General features: G+C 70.9%; 15 protein-coding genes and 1 tRNA gene. 12 read left to right on the forward strand and 4 right to left on the reverse strand.

Annotated elements, in window-relative coordinates; translation table 11 throughout:
* Window positions 1–99: 99 nt before the first annotated feature.
* Entirely contained in the window at window positions 100–921 is an 822-nt protein-coding gene (locus tag ACIPY8_RS07105; RefSeq protein ID WP_400816462.1) for a nitrilase-related carbon-nitrogen hydrolase, read from the forward strand.
* Between the two features lie 77 nt (window positions 922–998).
* The gene (locus ACIPY8_RS07110; protein ID WP_400816464.1) at window positions 999–2,486 is read left to right on the forward strand and encodes a purine-cytosine permease family protein; all 1,488 of its coding nucleotides are present in this window, start codon (window positions 999–1,001) and stop codon (window positions 2,484–2,486) included.
* A gap of 166 nt (window positions 2,487–2,652) precedes the next feature.
* Here the strand turns inward: ACIPY8_RS07110 and ACIPY8_RS07115 are convergent.
* Window positions 2,653–2,726, reverse strand: a tRNA-Met gene (locus ACIPY8_RS07115).
* Window positions 2,727–2,818: 92 nt separating this feature from the next.
* Here ACIPY8_RS07115 and ACIPY8_RS07120 point away from each other — a divergent pair.
* Complete coding sequence (locus tag ACIPY8_RS07120) at window positions 2,819–3,622, forward strand: carbon-nitrogen hydrolase family protein (RefSeq protein ID WP_400816466.1); 804 nt, start codon at window positions 2,819–2,821, stop codon at window positions 3,620–3,622.
* 16 nt (window positions 3,623–3,638) lie between these two features.
* On the opposite strand, the gene ACIPY8_RS07125 is transcribed toward ACIPY8_RS07120, so the two are convergent.
* Window positions 3,639–4,838 (reverse strand): aminotransferase class I/II-fold pyridoxal phosphate-dependent enzyme, encoded by a 1,200-nt coding sequence (locus ACIPY8_RS07125; RefSeq protein ID WP_400816468.1) that lies wholly within the window; start codon window positions 4,836–4,838, stop codon window positions 3,639–3,641.
* Between the two features lie 100 nt (window positions 4,839–4,938).
* On the opposite strand from ACIPY8_RS07125, the gene ACIPY8_RS07130 reads away from it, so the two are divergent.
* Genes ACIPY8_RS07130 through ACIPY8_RS07140 form a run of 3 tightly spaced genes read left to right on the forward strand, consistent with a single transcriptional unit; the run spans window position 4,939 to window position 9,288 of the window.
* The gene (locus ACIPY8_RS07130; RefSeq protein ID WP_400816470.1) at window positions 4,939–6,549 is read left to right on the forward strand and encodes a trypsin-like peptidase domain-containing protein; all 1,611 of its coding nucleotides are present in this window, start codon (window positions 4,939–4,941) and stop codon (window positions 6,547–6,549) included.
* Between the two features lie 52 nt (window positions 6,550–6,601).
* A complete protein-coding gene (locus tag ACIPY8_RS07135; protein WP_400816472.1) occupies window positions 6,602–7,855 on the forward strand; it encodes a CDP-glycerol glycerophosphotransferase family protein in 1,254 nt (417 codons plus the stop codon).
* Window positions 7,852–9,288 (forward strand): CDP-glycerol glycerophosphotransferase family protein, encoded by a 1,437-nt coding sequence (locus ACIPY8_RS07140; protein ID WP_400816474.1) that lies wholly within the window; start codon window positions 7,852–7,854, stop codon window positions 9,286–9,288. The genes ACIPY8_RS07135 and ACIPY8_RS07140 overlap by 4 nt, the downstream gene beginning before the upstream one ends.
* A 25-nt stretch (window positions 9,289–9,313) precedes the next feature.
* Here ACIPY8_RS07140 and ACIPY8_RS07145 read toward each other — a convergent pair whose 3' ends face one another.
* Window positions 9,314–10,339 (reverse strand): glycosyltransferase family 2 protein, encoded by a 1,026-nt coding sequence (locus ACIPY8_RS07145; RefSeq protein WP_400817671.1) that lies wholly within the window; start codon window positions 10,337–10,339, stop codon window positions 9,314–9,316.
* A 149-nt stretch (window positions 10,340–10,488) separates the two neighbouring features.
* Here ACIPY8_RS07145 and ACIPY8_RS07150 point away from each other — a divergent pair, with 149 nt between their 5' ends.
* From ACIPY8_RS07150 to ACIPY8_RS07175, 6 genes are all read left to right on the forward strand, one after another.
* Entirely contained in the window at window positions 10,489–11,772 is a 1,284-nt protein-coding gene (locus ACIPY8_RS07150) for a CDP-glycerol glycerophosphotransferase family protein (RefSeq protein WP_400816476.1), read from the forward strand.
* A 2-nt stretch (window positions 11,773–11,774) separates the two neighbouring features.
* On the forward strand, window positions 11,775–12,545 hold the full coding sequence (locus ACIPY8_RS07155) for a biotin--[acetyl-CoA-carboxylase] ligase (protein WP_400816478.1): 771 nt from the start codon (window positions 11,775–11,777) through the stop codon (window positions 12,543–12,545).
* Window positions 12,546–12,633: 88 nt separating this feature from the next.
* Complete coding sequence (locus ACIPY8_RS07160; protein ID WP_400817673.1) at window positions 12,634–13,152, forward strand: PH domain-containing protein; 519 nt, start codon at window positions 12,634–12,636, stop codon at window positions 13,150–13,152.
* 90 nt (window positions 13,153–13,242) lie between these two features.
* On the forward strand, window positions 13,243–14,367 hold the full coding sequence (locus tag ACIPY8_RS07165) for a 5-(carboxyamino)imidazole ribonucleotide synthase (RefSeq protein ID WP_400816480.1): 1,125 nt from the start codon (window positions 13,243–13,245) through the stop codon (window positions 14,365–14,367).
* Window positions 14,368–14,480: 113 nt separating this feature from the next.
* Window positions 14,481–14,948: a 5-(carboxyamino)imidazole ribonucleotide mutase gene (gene purE, locus ACIPY8_RS07170; RefSeq protein ID WP_400817675.1), complete on the forward strand. Its 468-nt coding sequence runs from the start codon at window positions 14,481–14,483 to the stop codon at window positions 14,946–14,948.
* A complete protein-coding gene (locus ACIPY8_RS07175) occupies window positions 14,945–16,399 on the forward strand; it encodes an LCP family protein (protein ID WP_400816482.1) in 1,455 nt (484 codons plus the stop codon). Before purE ends, ACIPY8_RS07175 begins: the two co-directional genes overlap by 4 nt.
* A 229-nt stretch (window positions 16,400–16,628) precedes the next feature.
* Here the strand turns inward: ACIPY8_RS07175 and ACIPY8_RS07180 are convergent, their stop codons facing one another.
* A complete protein-coding gene (locus ACIPY8_RS07180) occupies window positions 16,629–17,243 on the reverse strand; it encodes a hypothetical protein (RefSeq protein ID WP_400816484.1) in 615 nt (204 codons plus the stop codon).
* Window positions 17,244–17,327: the final 84 nt, after the last annotated feature.

Raw genomic sequence — 17,327 nt, forward strand, 5'->3', positions numbered from 1 at the left:
CACAGTCGGGACGCGCCGAGCTCGATATCGGTCGAGCCGATGTCATCCACAGGATCTGCCCGATGGGCCGGTTCCGCGCGACGGCCTACTGTTGCTGGCATGGTGGTCCCGACTCTCCGCGCCCTCGAGGCGGTCGCCGTCAGTCCCGTCGTCGAGATCGGCGACCTCGCCGGAAACCTGCGACGGCTCGGCGCTGCTCTCGACGGCTTCGGTGACGACGTCCCTCGGCTCGTCGTGCTTCCGGAGCTCGCGACCAGCGGGTACGTGTTCGCGGATCGGACGGAGGCGTCGTCGCTCGCGATCCGGCGAGACGACGAGCGGCTCATCGCGCTCGGAAGCCGTCTCGGGGCGCGGACCGTCGCGGTGGTCGGCTTCGCGGAACGCGAGGGCGACGAGCTCTACAACTCGGCCGCGGTGCTCTCCGCCGACGGCATCCTCGCGGTGTATCGGAAGTCGCACCTGTGGGCGGAGGAGAAGCTCGTGTTCACCCCGGGGGCGGATGCCGGCATGCTGGTCGATACGACGATCGGTCGCCTGGGGGTGGCGATCTGCTACGACAACGAGTTCCCCGAGATCCCGCGCGCGCTCGCCCTGGCGGGTGCCGAGATCCTCGCGCTTCCCGTCAACTGGCCGCTGGTCGAGCGGCCGGAGGGCGAACGCGCCCCCGAGACGATCCAGGCCATGGCCTCGGCGCGATCCTCGCGACTGCCCACCGTGATCGCCGACCGGCGCGGTTCCGAACGCGGCGTCGACTGGACGGGAGGCACGGCCGTCATCGACGGCTCCGGCTGGGTCGTGGCGGAGGAGCGCGAGGGGGTCGCCGCAGCATCCCTCGACATCACCGGCGACAAGGCCCTCGGCCCTCACAACGACCTGTTCGCCGACCGGCGACCCGAGCTCTATCGACCTCACGAGTCCTGACTCCCGAATCTCGTCCCCGACTCCCGACGCGCGGACCCGACCGCGATCATCCCCCCCCCCCCACAGAAGGATCACCCATGACCGACCACCTTCCCGGACCAGGTGCCGCGCAGACCGAGGTCGCGCTGCCCGTCACGAGCGGCATCGAGATCAAGTCCATCGACTGGGTGCCGCTCACCGAGCGCACCGGCACGCCGTCGAGCCTGTTCTCGCTCTGGTTCATGTCCAACGCGAACCTCACGACGCTCGCGACGGGCATGGTCGGCGTGGCGATGGGGGCGAACTTCCTCGTCTCCGTGGTCGCGATCGTCCTCGGCGTCTGCGTCGGCACGGTGTTCACGGCCTTCCACTCCGCGCAGGGGCCGCAGCTCGGTCTGCCGCAGATGATCCAGTCGCGCGCGCAGTTCGGCTACCGCGGCGTCGCGATCGTCTGCCTCGTCGTGGTCGCGAGCATCGTCGGGTTCAACATCTTCAACCAGCTGCTCGCCGGCCAGGTGCTGTCGACGACGACCGGGGTGGATGCCGGTGCATGGTGGTACGTGCTCATCACCGCGCTCGCGCTGACGCTCGCGATCGTCGGCTATCACTGGATCCATCGGGTGCAGAAGTGGTTGACCTGGCTGTTCCTCGCGACCTTCGGAGTCTTCACGGTCGTCTCGCTCTTCGTGCTGCCGTTGGCGCCCACCGACTTCTCCCTCGGCGACGTGAACTGGCCGGCCTTCCTCGTGCAGTTCGCAGCCGCGGCCGCCTACGCGCTCGGATGGGCGCCGTATGTATCGGACTACTCGCGCTACCTGCCGCCGCAGACGAGCCCGGGCAAGGCTCTGTTCCACACCGCCTCGGGCGTGATCGTCGGCGCGGGATGGCTCATGGTGCTCGGGGCCTTCGTGGCGTCGCTGTTCGCCGAGTCCGACCCCGTGGAGGCGATCGCGGCCGCGGCCGACGCGATCCTCCCGGGTCTCGGACTCGTCCTGCTCTGGTCGGCGCTCCCGGCTCTCATCACCGTGATCACGATCAACATCTATGCCGCGAGCATCGAACTCATCACCGTCGTCGACTCGTTCCGACCCGTGCGGCCCACGCGCATGACACGTATCGTCGCCTGCACGGTGGTCGGGGTGGCCGGACTTCTGGGCGCGGCGTTCTCGACCGGAGCGTTCCTCGACTCGTTCGGCAGCTTCCTCGTCGTGCTGCTCTACGTGCTCGTGCCGTGGACCTCGGTCAACCTCGTGGACTACTACCTCGTGCGGCGAGGACGCTACGCCGTGGCCGAGATGTTCCGTCCGCACGGCATCTACGGCGCGTGGGGCTGGCGGGGGATCACCGCGTACCTGGTCGGCATCGTCGCGATGGTCCCCTTCGTCGTCACGACCTGGTTCACGGGACCGATCGCCCAGGCGATGGGCGGCATCGACATCGCGCTGTTCGTCGGCCTCGTCGCCTCGGCGATCGCGTACGTCCTGCTCGCTCGCGGACTCGACCTGGAGGCCGAGCATCGTCTCGCCCGCGACGAGGCGGAGGGTCTGGGCGTGCGCTCCGTGAGCTTCGCTCCGCGCGAGGGCTGACGTCGGGCACCGGTGCCGGCGCGCCTCGGTGAGAGATGGATAACGCATCGCCACACGGCGATTGCGAAGCGTTATCCATCTCTCAGCAGTCGCATGTCGTGGCGAAACGAAAGGCCCCCGATCGGGATTTCTCCTGATCGGGGGCCTTTCTTGTGTCGCATTCTCGTTGCGGGGACAGGATTTGAACCTGCGACCTCCGGGTTATGAGCCCGGCGAGCTACCGAACTGCTCCACCCCGCGGCACATGGAATAACTTATCACGCATGTCGGAGGTGCGCGAATCGAGGCCGGGACGCACGCCGCGTGGGCGTGTCGTGGGGGAGGATGAGGGCATGAGCTCCGCCGTGCCCGTCGCCGTCTGCCAGTTCGCGCCGAACTCCTCGCGTGAGGAGAACCTCGAGCGCATCGCGGCGCTCACGATCGAGGCTGCGGCGAGGGGAGCGCGGCTCGTCGTGTTCCCCGAGTACTCCAGCTACTTCGTCGACCCCATGGACGAGACCCTCGCGGAGAACGCGGAATCGCTCGACGGGGAGTTCGTCACGACCCTCACCGCCCTCGCGGCGGAGCACGGTCTGGTGATCGTGGCGGGTCTCGCGGAGCGGGCCGAGGATGCGGCGCACGTGCGCAACACGGTCGTGGCGGTGCGCGGCGACGGCATCCTCGCGACCTACCGCAAGCAGCACCTGTACGACGCGTTCGGCCAGACCGAGTCCGACTGGGTGGAGGCGGGGGAGATCGGCGAGGCCGCGACCTTCGAGGTCGCCGGCATCCGCTTCGGTCTGATGACCTGCTACGACCTGCGGTTCCCGGAGGTGGCCCGCACGCTGATGGATGCCGGCGCCGACGCGCTCGTCGTCCCCGCGGAATGGGTGCGCGGTCCCCTCAAGGAGCACCACTGGACGACGCTGCTCGCGGCACGCGCGATCGAGAACACGGCGTACGTCGTGGCGGCGGACCACCCGACGCCGATCGGCGTCGGGCACTCGCAGATCGTCGACCCGCATGGCGTCGTGCTGGCAGGCGTCGGCGTCGCCGAGGGCATGGCGGTCGCCGCGGTCGAGGGCGCGGCGATCGACCGCGCACGCGCGACCAATCCGTCGCTGCGCGTGCGTCGCTACCGGGTCGTACCTCGCTGAGATCCCGGACGACGCCTCAGAACCCCGCGGCGAGACGCGCGGCGGCCTCCTCGAGCACCTCGACCCGCTTGCACGCCGCAAACCGCACGAGCCCCGCGTAGTCCCCGCGGTTCTGCGCCGACACGAACGCCGTGAGCGGGATCGCCACGACTCCCGCGCGCTCCGGAAGGGTGCGGCAGAAGTCCGCGGCGTCCGTCCCGCCGAGTGCGGACGCGTCCGCGACCGTGAAGTACCCGCCCTGCGGAGCGAAGACCGTGAAGCCGGCGGCGCGCAGTCCTTCTCCGAGGATCTCGTGCTTGTGCGCGAGCGCGGCGGACGCACCCGAGAAGTACTCGTCGCCCAGCCGCAGACCGACAGCCACGGCGGGCTGGAACGGCGATCCGTTCACGTACGTCAGGTACTGCTTGACGGTGAGCACGGCGGTGATGAGGTCGGCGGGGCCGTGCACCCAGCCGATCTTCCATCCCGTCGTCGAGAACGTCTTGCCCGCCGAGGAGATCGTGAGCGTGCGCTCGGCGGCACCGGGCAGCGTCGCGATCGGCGTGTGCGGCGCGTGGAACGACAGGTGCTCGTACACCTCGTCCGTCACGATGATCGCATCGTGACGGACGGCGAGGCGCACGACCTCGTCGAGCACGGCGCGGTCGAACACCGTGCCGGTCGGATTGTGCGGATCGTTCACGAGGATGATGCGCGTGCGATCCGTGACGGCGTCCGCGAGGGCGTCGAGGTCGGGCTGGAAGTCCGGAGCGCGCAGCGGCACGGTGCGCAGCCGTGCTCCCGCCAGGGCCACGGCCGCCGCATACGAGTCGTAGTAGGGCTCGAAGACGACGACCTCGTCGTCGGGGCCGTCGATCAGCGCGAGCAGTGCGGCGGTCAGTGCCTCGGTGGCCCCGGCCGTCACGATCACCTCTCGGTCGGGATCGACCTCGAGTCCGTAGAACCGCCGCTGATGCTCGCTGATCGCCGCCAGCAGATCGGGGATGCCGCGCCCCGGCGGATACTGGTTCGCGCCGTGCGCGATCGCGGACCGCGCGGCCTCGAGCACCTCGGCGGGGCCGTCCTCGTCGGGGAAGCCCTGGCCGAGGTTGATCGCCCCGGTCCGGGCCGCCGCAGCGGACATCTCTGCGAAGATGGTGGGCGCGACGGTTCCATCAGAGGCGAGGAGTCCGGCTCCCGCAGCCGTGCGCCGCCATGCGCCGGGGATGACACTCATGAAGAACAGGCTAAGGCCATAGCGGAAACTCATCCTCGACATACGAAACGCACAGATACAGGGCGCACTCTGAAGGGGCGTTGTTGAAGGAGCACACACCATGAACGAAGACAGCACCCAGGACCACTCGGCATCCGCGTCGAACGACGCCGTGCCGTCCACCGAGGCCGCAGAGACCGTCGACCGTTCGACGACCCCCGCCGCCGCTGAGACCGGCGCCGCGCCCGGTCAGGGGCACGAGGTGCCTTCGACGTTCACGTCGACGCCGGCAGCACCGGCAGCGACCCCGGGCGTCCCGTCGCCCGTCTTCGAGGCTCCGGCCGCGCAGCTTCCGCAGGCGGGGCCGACCGCTCCCACCCTGCCGCAGCAGCCTTTCGGCGTCCCCGGTCCGGCCGGCGCGACCCATCCGGTGGCACCCGCAGCCACGTCTCCCGGTGCCGCCTTCGGGATCCACACGGCCGCGCAGCCGGGCCAGCCGTTCGGCGGCCCCGTCAAGACCAAGGAGCAGAAGCCGCGCGCCGGTGTGAAGTTCGCGGCGATCGTCGTCGCGGCCGCGCTCGTCGGCGGCGTCGCGGGCTTCGGCGGCGGTGCGATCCTCACGGGCATCTCGAACCAGAACTCCACGGGTGTCGCCCAGGGGCCCGAGACGGTCACGGTCAACAACCCGGGCTCGGTCAACGAGACCACGGCGGTCGCGACCGCCGCGCTCCCCTCGGTGGTCACGATCGAGGTCGCGGGCTCCGATCAGGCGGGCAGCGGCTCGGGGGTCATCATCAGCGACGACGGCTACGTGCTCACCAACACGCATGTGGTGACGCTGGGCGGAGCGGTGGCCGACCCGACGATCCGCGTCACCACCTCCGACGGACGGATCTTCGCCGCGACGGTCGTCGGCACCGACCCGATCTACGACCTCGCGGTGATCAAGCTCACCGATGCGAAGGACCTCACGCCCATCACGTTCGCCGACTCGTCGAAGCTCAACGTGGGCGACACCGCGGTGGCGCTCGGAGCTCCTCTCGGACTCTCGAACTCGGTCACGACCGGAATCGTCAGCGCGCTGAACCGCAGCATCCAGATCCAGTCGTCCGCCCTGCCCGACTCCTCCGCGGAGGACGCGCCGCAGGAGCAGCAGACGCCGGACGAGGGCGAGGGTCAGGGCCCCTTCCAGTTCGACCTGCCGGGCAACGGCTCGCAGCAGAGCTCGGACAGCATCTCGATCGCCGTGATCCAGACCGACGCCGCGATCAACCACGGCAACTCGGGCGGCGCGCTCGTCAACAGCAAGGGCGAGCTCATCGGCATCAACGTCGCGATCGCCGGGGCGGGAAGCTCCGAGGAGTCCGGCTCGATCGGGATCGGCTTCGCGATCCCCTCGGACATCGCCAAGCGGGTCTCCGAGGAGATCATCTCGGACGGTGCCGCGACCCACGGTCTGCTCGGCGCATCCGTCCGTGATGCCGCGAGCGTCGAGAACGCCTCGGTGTCCGGTGCGTACATCGCCGACGTGACCGGCGGAGGAGCGGCGGCCGCTGCCGGGCTCAAGGCCGACGACATCGTCACGAAGTTCAACGGGGTGCCGATCACGAGCGCGAACGACCTCACGGCACAGGTCCGCGCGGCCGCGGCCGGGAGCGACGCGAAGGTCACGTACATCCGTGGCGGCAAGGAGTACGAGGTCGACGTGACGCTCGGCGAACTCGCCGGCTGACGACGAGGCCGCCGTTCAGAGAAGGACGCCACCCGCGCGATAGGCTCGCGGGGTGGCGTCCTTCTCTTTCGGCTCCGGCAATGCGGCCAAGCTGCTCCGGATCCCCCTGTCCCTCATCGGACGCCTCGGCACCGCACTCGTCCCGCGCGGGAACCGCTGGGTGTTCGGCTGCGGCGCGGGCATCGGAGACGGCGCCCTGGCGCTGCAGCGACACGCCGCGACGCAGGGGCACGACACGATCTGGCTGACGTCGTCCGAGCGCGAGGAGCGCGACGCGGCAGCCCTCGGCATCCGCACCGTCCCCAAGAGCGGTCTCCGCGGCTGGTGGACCACGGCGCGCGCCGGCGTGATCGTCGTGACGCACGGCCTCGGCGACGTCAACCGCTACGCGATCGCCGGCGCCTTCGTGGTGCAGCTGTGGCACGGCATCCCGCTCAAGCGCATCGGGCTCGACTCGCCCGCCACGACGCAGGTGCCCGCGGTCCCGGGAGCCCCGCTGCTGCGTCGGCTCGTGGGCGTTCTCTATCGCGGCGCCGCGCAGCGCATCCGCGTGCTGCCGGCCGCCTCGCATCGATCCCGCGGACGCCTCGAATCCGCGTTCGGTCTCGGGGGCGACCGCGTCGTCGTCACCGGCGAGCCTCGGGTCGACGTCCTGTCGGCGGGGGAGCCCGCCGCGCGTCGGGACGCCGCCGCCGAAGTGCTCCGCGCCACGCTCGACGAACTCCCCTCGGGGGCCCGGATCGTCCTCTACGCGCCCACCTGGCGCGACGGTGCGCCCGATCCCGCCGTGCCGAGCGCCGACGACTGGGTGCGCATCGTGCGCATGCTCGAGGAGCGCGACGCCGTGCTGCTGATCCGTTCGCACCCGCTGGGCGCCGGTGGCTACGTTCCGCCGCTGCCGACGCGACGTGTGCGACAGCTCGGCGCCGGGCTGCTCGCGGACGTCACGCCCGTGCTTCCGGCGGTGGACGTGCTCGTCACGGACTACTCCTCACTCGCCTACGACGTGGGTCTCCTCGCGATGCCGGTCGTGTACCTCGCGCCGGACGCCGCGGAGTACGCGCGCACCCGAGGCTTCTACGGGCGGTTCGCGGACGTCGCGGGCGACGACGTCGCGGAGGACTGGGACACGGCTGTCGGGCGGCTCTCCGCTCTGCTCGACGACCCGGCGCGATTCGCGTCGAGGTCGGAGCGGTCCGCTACGCTCAGCGCGGAGATGCACGCGTTCCGCGACGGCGGCAACACCCGTCGCGTCTACGACACGATCCGTGCGCGGGGCATCCCCGCGCCGAAGGGAGCAGCATGACGACGGCCCGGATCGATGAGGCGGCAGAGACGCTGATCATCGCAGGGGCCGGCCAGCGTCCGGCCGCGGCCGACCTGATCGGTCCGCGGGCGCGGGTCGAGGGCCGGATCACCGGCGGCGGCAAGACCTGGAAGGCCATCTTCCCGCTCCGTGCCGCGCGGTGGGGAGGCCCGGAGCTCCCGCTCCCCGCCGGCGAGTACGAGATCCGCGTCGCCGACGTGCCCCTCGACGAGATCTCGCTCGAACCGCACGTGCTCACCGGAGTCCGCATCGCCGTCGACCGGGGGACCGCGATCGTCGCGGCGCCGATCGATCCCGTGTACGAGACGGTCGAGGGACAGTCCACGCTCGAGGGACGATACGTCGCCCAGACGGGCGGGACCGAGAACGCGGTGTTCTTCGAGAGCTTCTACGGGCGCAGCGTCGGCTGCAACCCGCAGGCCATCGATCGCGCCCTCTCCACGCGGGCGCCGGGCGTCACGCGGTACTGGAGTGTCGTGGACCTCTCCGTCCCCGTCCCGGAGGGGGCGATCGCCGTGGTGGAGGGCAGCCCGGAGTGGTGGCGTGCGCGTGCGGCGGCGCGACTGCTCGTCGTGAACGACTGGCTGCGACGGCGCTTCGCACGCAAGGAGGGGCAGAAGGTCGTGCAGACCTGGCACGGCACGCCGCTCAAGCGTCTGGCGCTGCACCGCCCCGGATTCGACCCGCGCCGCATGGCCGCGGTCGTCAAGGAGTCGCGACGCTGGGATGTGCTGCTCGCGCAGAACACGTACTCCGAGCGGATCCTCCGCAAGGCGTACGCGTTCTTCGGACGACCGATCTGGGTCGAGGGCTACCCGCGGAACGATGCGCTCGTGACGGGTAACGCCTCCGCGATCCGCTCCGCACTGGGCATCCGCGAGGACGAGAGGGTGCTCCTGTACGCCCCGACCTGGCGTGACGATCGCGCCGAGATGGTGGACTTCGTCGATGCCGAGCGACTCGCCGGCCAGACGGACGCGGTGGTGCTCGTGCGCGGCCACTCGCGAACCATCGACACGGGCCGGGACCGGGCCGGCGCCCGTGTGATCGATGTGACGGGGTATCCGGAGACCGCACAGCTGCTGCTCGCGGCCGACGCCCTCATCACGGACTACTCCTCCGTCATGTTCGACTTCAGCGTCACCGGCAAGCCGATGTACTTCCTCGTGCCCGACCTGGACCACTACCGAGGGCAGCTGCGCGGCTTCTACTTCGACCTCGAGGCGCGCGCGCCGGGACCGCTCGTGCGCACTCAGGACGACCTGGTCGCCGCGCTCGCGGACGACGGCGTCGCCGCGCGCTACGCGGACAAGTACGCGGCATGGCGCGCTCAGTTCAACTCCAGGGACGACGGCCACGCCGCCGAACGCGTCGTCGACCGCATCCTCGACCAGGGGTACGTGACGCGCTGAGCGATCGCCACGCGCATCGTGCCCGCTAGGGCAGCGGCGTGTTCCGCGTCCCGAGACGTGACGCGTCGACGGTGTCCCCGGCGCCGCGCAGCACGCCGCCGAGGAACCCGAGGCCCCACGAGAGGTGCATGGTGGGCATGACGATCGCCGTCCACAGACGCTGACGCGGTCCGCCGCCTCCGGGGAGGCAGGCGACGGCCAGCACGAGCAGCACATAGGCGAGCAGCGGCAGGTACAGCAGCACCGACAGCACGATCGAGGTCGCGCCGCCGACCACGCCGGTCAGCTGCAGGGCGCCGAGGACGATCGCCGCGGCGACGAGCACGACGAGCGCGGGCGGCGCGAAGAACCGGATGCCGTTGCGTCGGCCGAACCGGCGCACGAGCTCGCCCCGCCAGGCGCCGGTCGCGCGGAACTGGCGCGCCAGGCGGATCCAGCTCTCCCGCGGCCAGTAGGTCACGGACAGCGTCGGGTCGAACCAGACGCGGTGGCCGGCGCGACGGATCCGGAGGTTGAGCTCCCAGTCCTCGCCGCGACGGATCGTCTCGTCGAAGAGACCCACCTCGTCGAGGACCTCGCGGCGCATGACGCCCAGGTAGGCGGATTCGGCCTCCCCCTCCTGGGTGCCGCCGTGGTACGCGCCCCCGCCGAGCCCCACGGGGGAGTTGTACAGGCGGGCGACGGCGCGCTGGAAGGGTGTGCGGCCGTCGGCGTGCATGACGCCGCCGACGTTCGCGGCGCCCGTGCGCTCCAGGGTCGCGAGGGCGCGTTCCGCGTATCCCGGAGACAGCTCGGAGTGCGCGTCGACGCGGATCACGGTGGCGAAGCGGCTCGCGCGGATCGCGGCGTTGAGCCCGACGGGGATGTGCGCCTCGGGGTTCTCGACGAGACGGATCCGCTCGTCCGCGGCGGCGAGACGCTGCGCGAGCTCGGTGGTGCCGTCGCTCGACGGGCCCAGCGCGAGGACGAGCTCCGCCGGGACGGCCAGCTCCTGGGCGAGCACCGAACGGACGGCGTGCTCGAGGTAGGCATGCTCGTTCAGCACGGGCATGACGAACGACACCCCGATCTCGGGAGCGGAGATGTCGTTGTCTGGCACACCATGATCATGGCACGGGCCGCACGAACGTTCCCTGATTCCCGGACGGGCGGCAACGCCCCTCGTGCTGCCGCGGCGCAGGCACTCGGTATCCTGGAGGGATGGGTGCAGCGTCCGATGCGAAGAAGGCCTACCGTCTGCTGAAGCGGGCGCTGGCCTCGCGGCGGGCGGTGCAGCGGGTGCGTCGCCGTCTGGTCGAGCGCGAGCCCCATCTGCCGGGGCACTACAAGGTCGCGGTGTACTTCGCAGACGGCGCCGTGAACATGTACCAGATGCGGCAGTGGTACCGCCCGCTGGCCGAGCTCGCCAGGAAGTGGCCCGTCGTCGTGCTCTCGCGCTCGGCCACCGGTGCCGACAAGCTGCTCGACGAGGACGCACCGCCCGTGGCGTTCGTGCCGACGGTGCGCGACCTCGAGCGGTTCCTCGCCACGCAGGACATCCGCGTCGTGCTGTACGTGAACCAGAACACCCGCAACTTCCAGATGTTCCGGTACGGCCGTCGTTGGCACGTGTTCATCAACCACGGCGAGTCCGACAAGATGTACATGACCACCAACCAGTACAAGGCGTACGACTACGCCCTGGTGGCCGGGCAGGCCGCGCGCGACCGGCTCTCGCGCACGCTGTGGGACTACGACATCGACGCCCGCACGATCGAGATCGGTCGTCCGCAGGCCGACCACTACTCCGGCGCGCTGCCCTACGAGCCCGATGACCGCACGGTCGTGCTCTACGCCCCGACGTGGGAGGGCGATCGGCCCAGCGCGCACTACGGATCCATCGCGACGCACGGCGAAGCGCTCGCGGCCGCGGTGCTGGCGTCGCCGTCCCACCGCCTCCTGTACCGACCGCACCCGCGCAGCGGAGTGGTCGACGCGGAGTACGGCGCGGCGCACAAGCGGATCATCGCCGCGATCGCCGCGGCCAACGCCGCCGATCCCGCGGCGCAGCACGTGCACGACGACGGACCCGAGCTCGGCTGGCAGCTCGCCGCCGCGGACGTCGCCGTCGTCGACATCTCCGCCATGGTCTACGACCGCCTCGCGGTGGGCAAGCCGCTCATGGTCACTCGACCCGCCGATGAAAGAGCCGACGTCGACACGACCGGCTACCTCTCGGACTGCGAATGGCTCACGACCGCGTCGGCGGGCGACATCCTCGCGGAGGTCGAGCGCGTCAGAGCCGACGAGGCCGCGACCGCCCGCCTGCGCATGTGGGTGCGGCACTACTTCGGCGACACCGCGCAGGGCGTCGCCACCGCGAAGTTCCACGCGGCGATCGATCGCCTCATGTCGGAGTGGGACGAGTGGCGGGCACTCGAGGTGGGGGCGATCCGCACCGACGAGGATGACGACGACGACGAGATCGACGACGAGGAGGTCTGATCGTGGAGCTGACCCGCGCCCGTGACATCGCGACGCGCGTCGAGGTGCTGCCCGAGGTGGGATCGACGAACGCGGCGCTCCGTGCGCTCGCCGCGGATCCTGAGGCCTGGCCGCATCTCTCGGTCCTGCTCACCGACGCGCAGACAGCCGGACGAGGACGTCTCGACCGCGTGTGGACGGCGCCGCCCGGGGCATCGCTCGCGATCTCGGTGCTCCTGCGTCGACTCCCCGTCGATCCGCGCGCCCGAGGGTGGGTCCCGTTGGCCGCGGGCGTCGCCATGGCGGACGCCGTCGCCGCGCAGCTCCCCGGTTCCGATGTCGTGGTCAAGTGGCCGAACGACGTGCTGGTCGACGGACGCAAGATCTGCGGCATCCTCGCCGAGGCGACCGGCGACGCCGTGGTCGTGGGGACCGGCGTCAACACGGCGATGACCACCGCCGAGCTCCCCGTTCCCACAGCGACGTCGTTCGCCGTCCTCGGCGCCGTGGCGGACGTCGATCGTCTGCTCGCGGACTACCTCCTCGGCCTCGACGGTCTCGTGGCCGGCCTCGTGGCGACCGGGGACGCCGTGGCGAGCGGACTGCACGCGACCGTCACCGCACGGTGCGCGACCATCGGCCAGGACGTGCGGGTGTCGCTGCCGGGGGAGCGGATGCTCGAGGGGCGGGCGGTCCGGCTGGACGAGGACGGGCGTCTCGTGGTCCACGACGACGCCGGGGAGCAGGCGGTCGCGGCGGGCGACGTCGTGCACGTGCGGCCGGCCCTGGACTGACACGCCCGGCCCGAGCGCGCGGGTTGTCGGTCGGGCCAGGCACAATGGAGGGGTGACCCAGCCCGTGACGCTCGGCGGACGGCCGACGATGCCACCTCCCGGCACGCCCACGGAGGAGTTGCTCATCGCGCGATTCCGAGGTCACGCGCGGCGCCTGTTCTGGTCGGCGCTCGTGCTGATCGCGGTGTTCGGTGCCACGGCGTACTTCTTCGACAACCTCCCCGCGCCGTTCGAGAACTGGATGCTCCTGGGCGCGGCCGGTCTCCTGGTCGTCCTGCTGGTGCTCGTCCCGTGGCTGATCTGGTGGTCGCGCACCGTGACGGTGACGACGCGCAGGGTGATCGTGAACCACGGCATCGGCGCGCGCAGCCGTCAGGAGATGTCCCATGCTCGCGGGTACACGATCGGTGTGCGCCGCGGACCGCTGCAGCGGCTGTGGGGGGCGGGGACGATCACGCTCTCGAACGGCGTCGACGCTCCTCTGAGGCTCGCGAACGTCCCGAACGTCACGCTCGTGCACGAGACGCTCGCCGACCAGATCGAGGTCAGCCAGATCCTGGCCCACCGCGATGCGCAGTCGGGGTACGACGGCACGGCCGCGTTCTGACCCCGCAGTCGGACGCCGCGGGGCGGGGACGCGGTGTCCCCGGTCGTCCCGTCGATGCGGGACAATGGTCGTGACGATGGGAGACGGCATATGGCGCTGCGCGTGGGCGTGATCGGTGGAGGTCAGCTGGCGAGGATGATGATCGCTCCGGCGGTCGAGCTCGGACTCGAGCTGCGTGTCCTCGCCGAGGACGAGGGGATGGCGGCGCAGCTCGCGGCCACCGCGGTCGGCGACTACCGCGACCTCGAGGCGGTCCGAGCCTTCGTCCGGGACGTCGACGTGGTGACGTTCGACCACGAGCACGTGCCCCAGGAGATCCTCCGTGCCCTCGTCGCCGACGGTGTCGCCGTGCACCCCGGACCCGATGCGCTGCAGTTCGCGCAGGACAAGCTCGTGATGCGGGCACGCCTCGCCGACCTCGGCGTCCCGCAGCCCGACTGGGCCCCCGTGCGCGATGCTCAGGAGCTGCAGACGTTCCTCGACGCCCACGACGGTGCGGGCGTCGTGAAGACCCCGCGGGGCGGATACGACGGCAAGGGCGTTCGCGTCGTCCGGTCCGCCGCCGAGGCCCAGGACTGGCTCGACGCCCTTCCCGAGGGCGACGCGCTGCTCGTCGAGGAGCTCGTCGGCTTCGTGCGCGAGCTCGCGCAGCAGGTCGCCCGACGCCCCGGTGGCGAGATGGTCGCGTACCCCGTCGTCGAGACGGTCCAGCGCGACGGCGTGTGCGCCGAGGTCATCGCCCCCGCTCCGGCTGCGGCCGACCGCCTGGTGCAGGTCGCCGAGGGCATCGGACGCGCGATCGCCGAGGGGCTCGGCGTCACGGGCATGCTGGCCGTCGAGCTGTTCGAGACGGACGACGAGCGCATCCTCGTGAACGAGCTCGCGATGCGTCCGCACAACAGCGGTCACTGGAGTCAGGACGGCGCCGTGACCGGTCAGTTCGAGCAGCACCTGCGCGCGGTCGCCGACCTGCCGCTCGGCGACCCGTCGCCACGGGCGCCGTGGTCCGTCATGGTCAACATCCTGGGCGGACCGCAGGACTCCACCATCGGGGCGCGGTTCGCGGGTGCCATGACCGAGCATCCGTCCGCCAAGATCCACACGTACGGCAAGGATCCGCGTCCAGGGCGCAAGGTCGGGCACGTCAACGTCTCGGGGGACGACCTCGACGACGCGGTGTACGTCGCCCGCGCGGCGGCCGCGCATTTCGACTGAGCGCGCTCGCCGGACTTCGCGCGCCGTTCGGGGGTTCTCCCAGCAGCAGACCGTAGCCTGAGTGGGTGACTGAGCCTCTGCACTCCTCCGCCGCTCCACTCGTCGGCGTCATCATGGGATCCGACTCGGACTGGCGCGTGATGAGCGACGCCTCCCAGGCGCTCACGGACTTCGGAATCGCGCACGAGGTGGAGGTCGTCTCCGCCCACCGCACCCCCGACAAGCTCATGTTCTACGCGCGGGAGGCGCGCGGCCGCGGCGTCCGCGTCATCATCGCGGGAGCCGGGGGAGCAGCGCATCTGCCGGGCATGGTCGCCTCGATGACCGCCCTGCCCGTGATCGGCGTCCCCGTGCCTCTCGCGTACCTCGACGGTATGGACTCGCTGCTGTCGATCGTGCAGATGCCTGCGGGCATCCCGGTCGCGACCGTGTCGATCGGCGGCGCGCGGAATGCCGGCCTGCTGGCCGCCCGCATCCTCGGTACGTCCGACGAGGCCCTGGCCGACCGCGTCGAGGCCTACGCCCGCGACCTCGAGTCCCAGGTCCAGGAGAAGAACGAACGGCTGAAGGGGTCGCTGTGACCCTGGCGCCCCCGCGCGGACGCGCGCGGCCGCTGATCGAGACGCGGCCCATGCGCAACCCCGACACCGCGGATGCCGGGATGATGACCAAGCGCGGGTGGTGGCTCGTGCTGATGAACGTGCTGGTGCCCGGATCCGCGCAGGTGCTCTCGGGAAACCGCCGACTCGGACGCTTCGGGCTGGGGGCGACGCTCCTCGCCTGGTTCCTGGTGATCGTGGCGGCCGGCCTGGCGCTGTTCGCCCGACCCGTGATGTTGTGGCTCACCGTCGGCGGCGGGTTCCTGTCCGCGGCGATCCTCACGATCGTGCAGGCTCTCCTCGTCGGCTACGTCGTGCTCTGGATCGTGCTGACGTTCGACGTGCTGCGGCTGGTGCGTCTCGTGCGCATCCCCGGCCCGTCGAAGTTCGCGATCCCGCTCGTCGCGCTGCTCATCCTCGGACTCCTGGGGGGTGGCGCCGGCTACGCCGCGACCGTCGTCGGCTCCGTGCGCTCGACCATCAGCAGCATCTTCGGGCAGAGCGGACCGAGCCTGCCGCCGAGCGACGGCTACTACAACATCCTGCTGCTCGGGGCGGACAGCGGCGAGGGCCGCGACTCGATGCGCTACGACAGCATCTCGGTCGTCTCGGTGAACGCGACCACAGGCGCCGTGACGATCACCGGCATCCCGCGCGAACTGCCGAACGCGCCGTTCAGCGAAGGCAGCCCCATGCAGGCGCTGTACCCGAACGGATTCGAGGGGCACAGCTCCAACACGTGCGGCTGGAACGGCTGGATGAACCACGTGCGCAACGCCGCGGAGGTCTGCCGTGAGGACGACGGTGCGGCCCTGTACCCGGACGCCGTCGCGCACGGCTCCGATCCCGGGATCGAGGCGACCAAGGATGCCGCCGAAGGCGTGCTCGGCATCGAGATCCCGTACTACGTCTTCGTCGACATGCACGGCTTCGCCGATCTCGTCGACGCGCTGGGCGGGGTCGACATCACCGTCACCGAGAGGCTTCCGAAGGGCGGCCCGCCGGACGGCACCGACCCGCACGACGTCGATGCCTGGGCGATCGGATGGATCGAGCCGGGGCAGCAGCACATGGACGGCGACACGGCGCAGTGGTACGCGCGATCGCGGTACACGACGAGCGACTGGGACCGCATGAGGCGCCAGCGTGAGCTGCAGGAGGCGATCCTCGCGCAGTTCACACCGCAGACGGTCCTCACGCGCTTCAACGAGGTCGCGGCGGCGGGCACGGCGCTCATCAGCACCGACCTCCCGCAGGACAAGCTGCCCGAGTTCTTCGACCTCATGACGAAGGCGAAGGAGCAGACCGTGACGACGATCGAGCTCACGCCGGACAACGGGATCGACGAGCATGCTCCCGATTACGGGTACATCCACTCGCTGATCCAGCAGGCACTGCACCCGCCGACGGAGACGCCGACTCCGACGCCCTGACAGGGCAGAGCTGCTACCGCCGACCCGGCAGTCGCCGGACCCCCATCCCGGTGACCGCGCCCAGGCCGTCGAGGGTGCACGCGGGCGCGAACAAGCCCACGGCCGCCGATCGAGAGTGAAGGGGGCGGTCGTGGGCTCTCCGGTTCGTCACCGGATTCGCCAGACGACGGTGATCGGAGGGGGAGGGATCACCGTCGTCCGGTCGATCCCCGCGATGCGGGGACCTGATCTAGGCGCGCTTGCGGCGGATGACGCCGGTCGCGACGAGGGCGCCTCCGGCGACGAGAGCCGCAGCTCCACCGCCGACGACCCACGGCGAGACGCTGCCGCCCGTGAGCGCCAGCTCGAGGCCGTCGCCCGTGAGCGGCATCTCGGTGCCGGCAGCGGCCGGGTCATGGTGGCAGCTCGCTCCGACGACCGAGCCGCCCGACACGGTCACGCGTGCGGTGTAGGACGCCGCGGAGACCTGCGAGGCCGGAACCGTGCGACCGGTGGTCGCGCCGCCGGTCGCCTGCGAGCGGTCGAACGTGATGGCGTACGTGCCGTCACCGTCGGCCGGCGGGCGGAACGACACCACGAGACTTCCGTCGGCCGCGGCGGTGTTGCCGGACACGGCCGCATCGGCGGCGTTCAGTCCGGACACCGAGACCCCGAGAACCTCGGAGGGCTCGTAGTACCCCGCACCGAAGGCGATGGTCGATGCCCCGCACGAGTTGATGACGGGCTCGTCGACCGACACGCGCGGTGTGTCCGCGTAGGAGTCGGTCGCAGCAGAGGCGACAGCAGGTGCCATGAGCACGAGTGCGCCAGCGGTCAGGCTGATGGCAGCCAGTTTCTTCAGCATGATTCTCCCCAGAAATTCACGCGGAATCGCCCCGGATACACCCCTGCATCCGATGACGTGGGTTCTCCCTGTCCCCACGACAGG

Origin of the sequence: Microbacterium sp. NPDC089696, from assembly GCF_044749125.1 — a bacterium.
Classification (GTDB): domain Bacteria; phylum Actinomycetota; class Actinomycetes; order Actinomycetales; family Microbacteriaceae; genus Microbacterium.

Bases quoted from the DNA above. Each gene is read 5' to 3' on its own strand.
- ACIPY8_RS07105 (WP_400816462.1), top strand. From the start codon at position 100: ATGGTGGTCCCGACTCTCCGCGCCCTCGAGGCGGTCGCCGTCAGTCCC.
- ACIPY8_RS07110 (WP_400816464.1), top strand. From the start codon at position 999: ATGACCGACCACCTTCCCGGACCAGGTGCCGCGCAGACCGAGGTCGCG.
- ACIPY8_RS07120 (WP_400816466.1), top strand. From the start codon at position 2,819: ATGAGCTCCGCCGTGCCCGTCGCCGTCTGCCAGTTCGCGCCGAACTCC.
- ACIPY8_RS07125 (WP_400816468.1), bottom strand. From the start codon at position 4,838: ATGAGTGTCATCCCCGGCGCATGGCGGCGCACGGCTGCGGGAGCCGGA.
- ACIPY8_RS07130 (WP_400816470.1), top strand. From the start codon at position 4,939: ATGAACGAAGACAGCACCCAGGACCACTCGGCATCCGCGTCGAACGAC.
- ACIPY8_RS07140 (WP_400816474.1), top strand. From the start codon at position 7,852: ATGACGACGGCCCGGATCGATGAGGCGGCAGAGACGCTGATCATCGCA.
- ACIPY8_RS07145 (WP_400817671.1), bottom strand. From the start codon at position 10,339: ATGCCCGTGCTGAACGAGCATGCCTACCTCGAGCACGCCGTCCGTTCG.
- ACIPY8_RS07150 (WP_400816476.1), top strand. From the start codon at position 10,489: ATGGGTGCAGCGTCCGATGCGAAGAAGGCCTACCGTCTGCTGAAGCGG.
- ACIPY8_RS07160 (WP_400817673.1), top strand. From the start codon at position 12,634: ATGCCACCTCCCGGCACGCCCACGGAGGAGTTGCTCATCGCGCGATTC.
- ACIPY8_RS07165 (WP_400816480.1), top strand. From the start codon at position 13,243: ATGGCGCTGCGCGTGGGCGTGATCGGTGGAGGTCAGCTGGCGAGGATG.
- purE (WP_400817675.1), top strand. From the start codon at position 14,481: ATGGGATCCGACTCGGACTGGCGCGTGATGAGCGACGCCTCCCAGGCG.
- ACIPY8_RS07180 (WP_400816484.1), bottom strand. From the start codon at position 17,243: ATGCTGAAGAAACTGGCTGCCATCAGCCTGACCGCTGGCGCACTCGTG.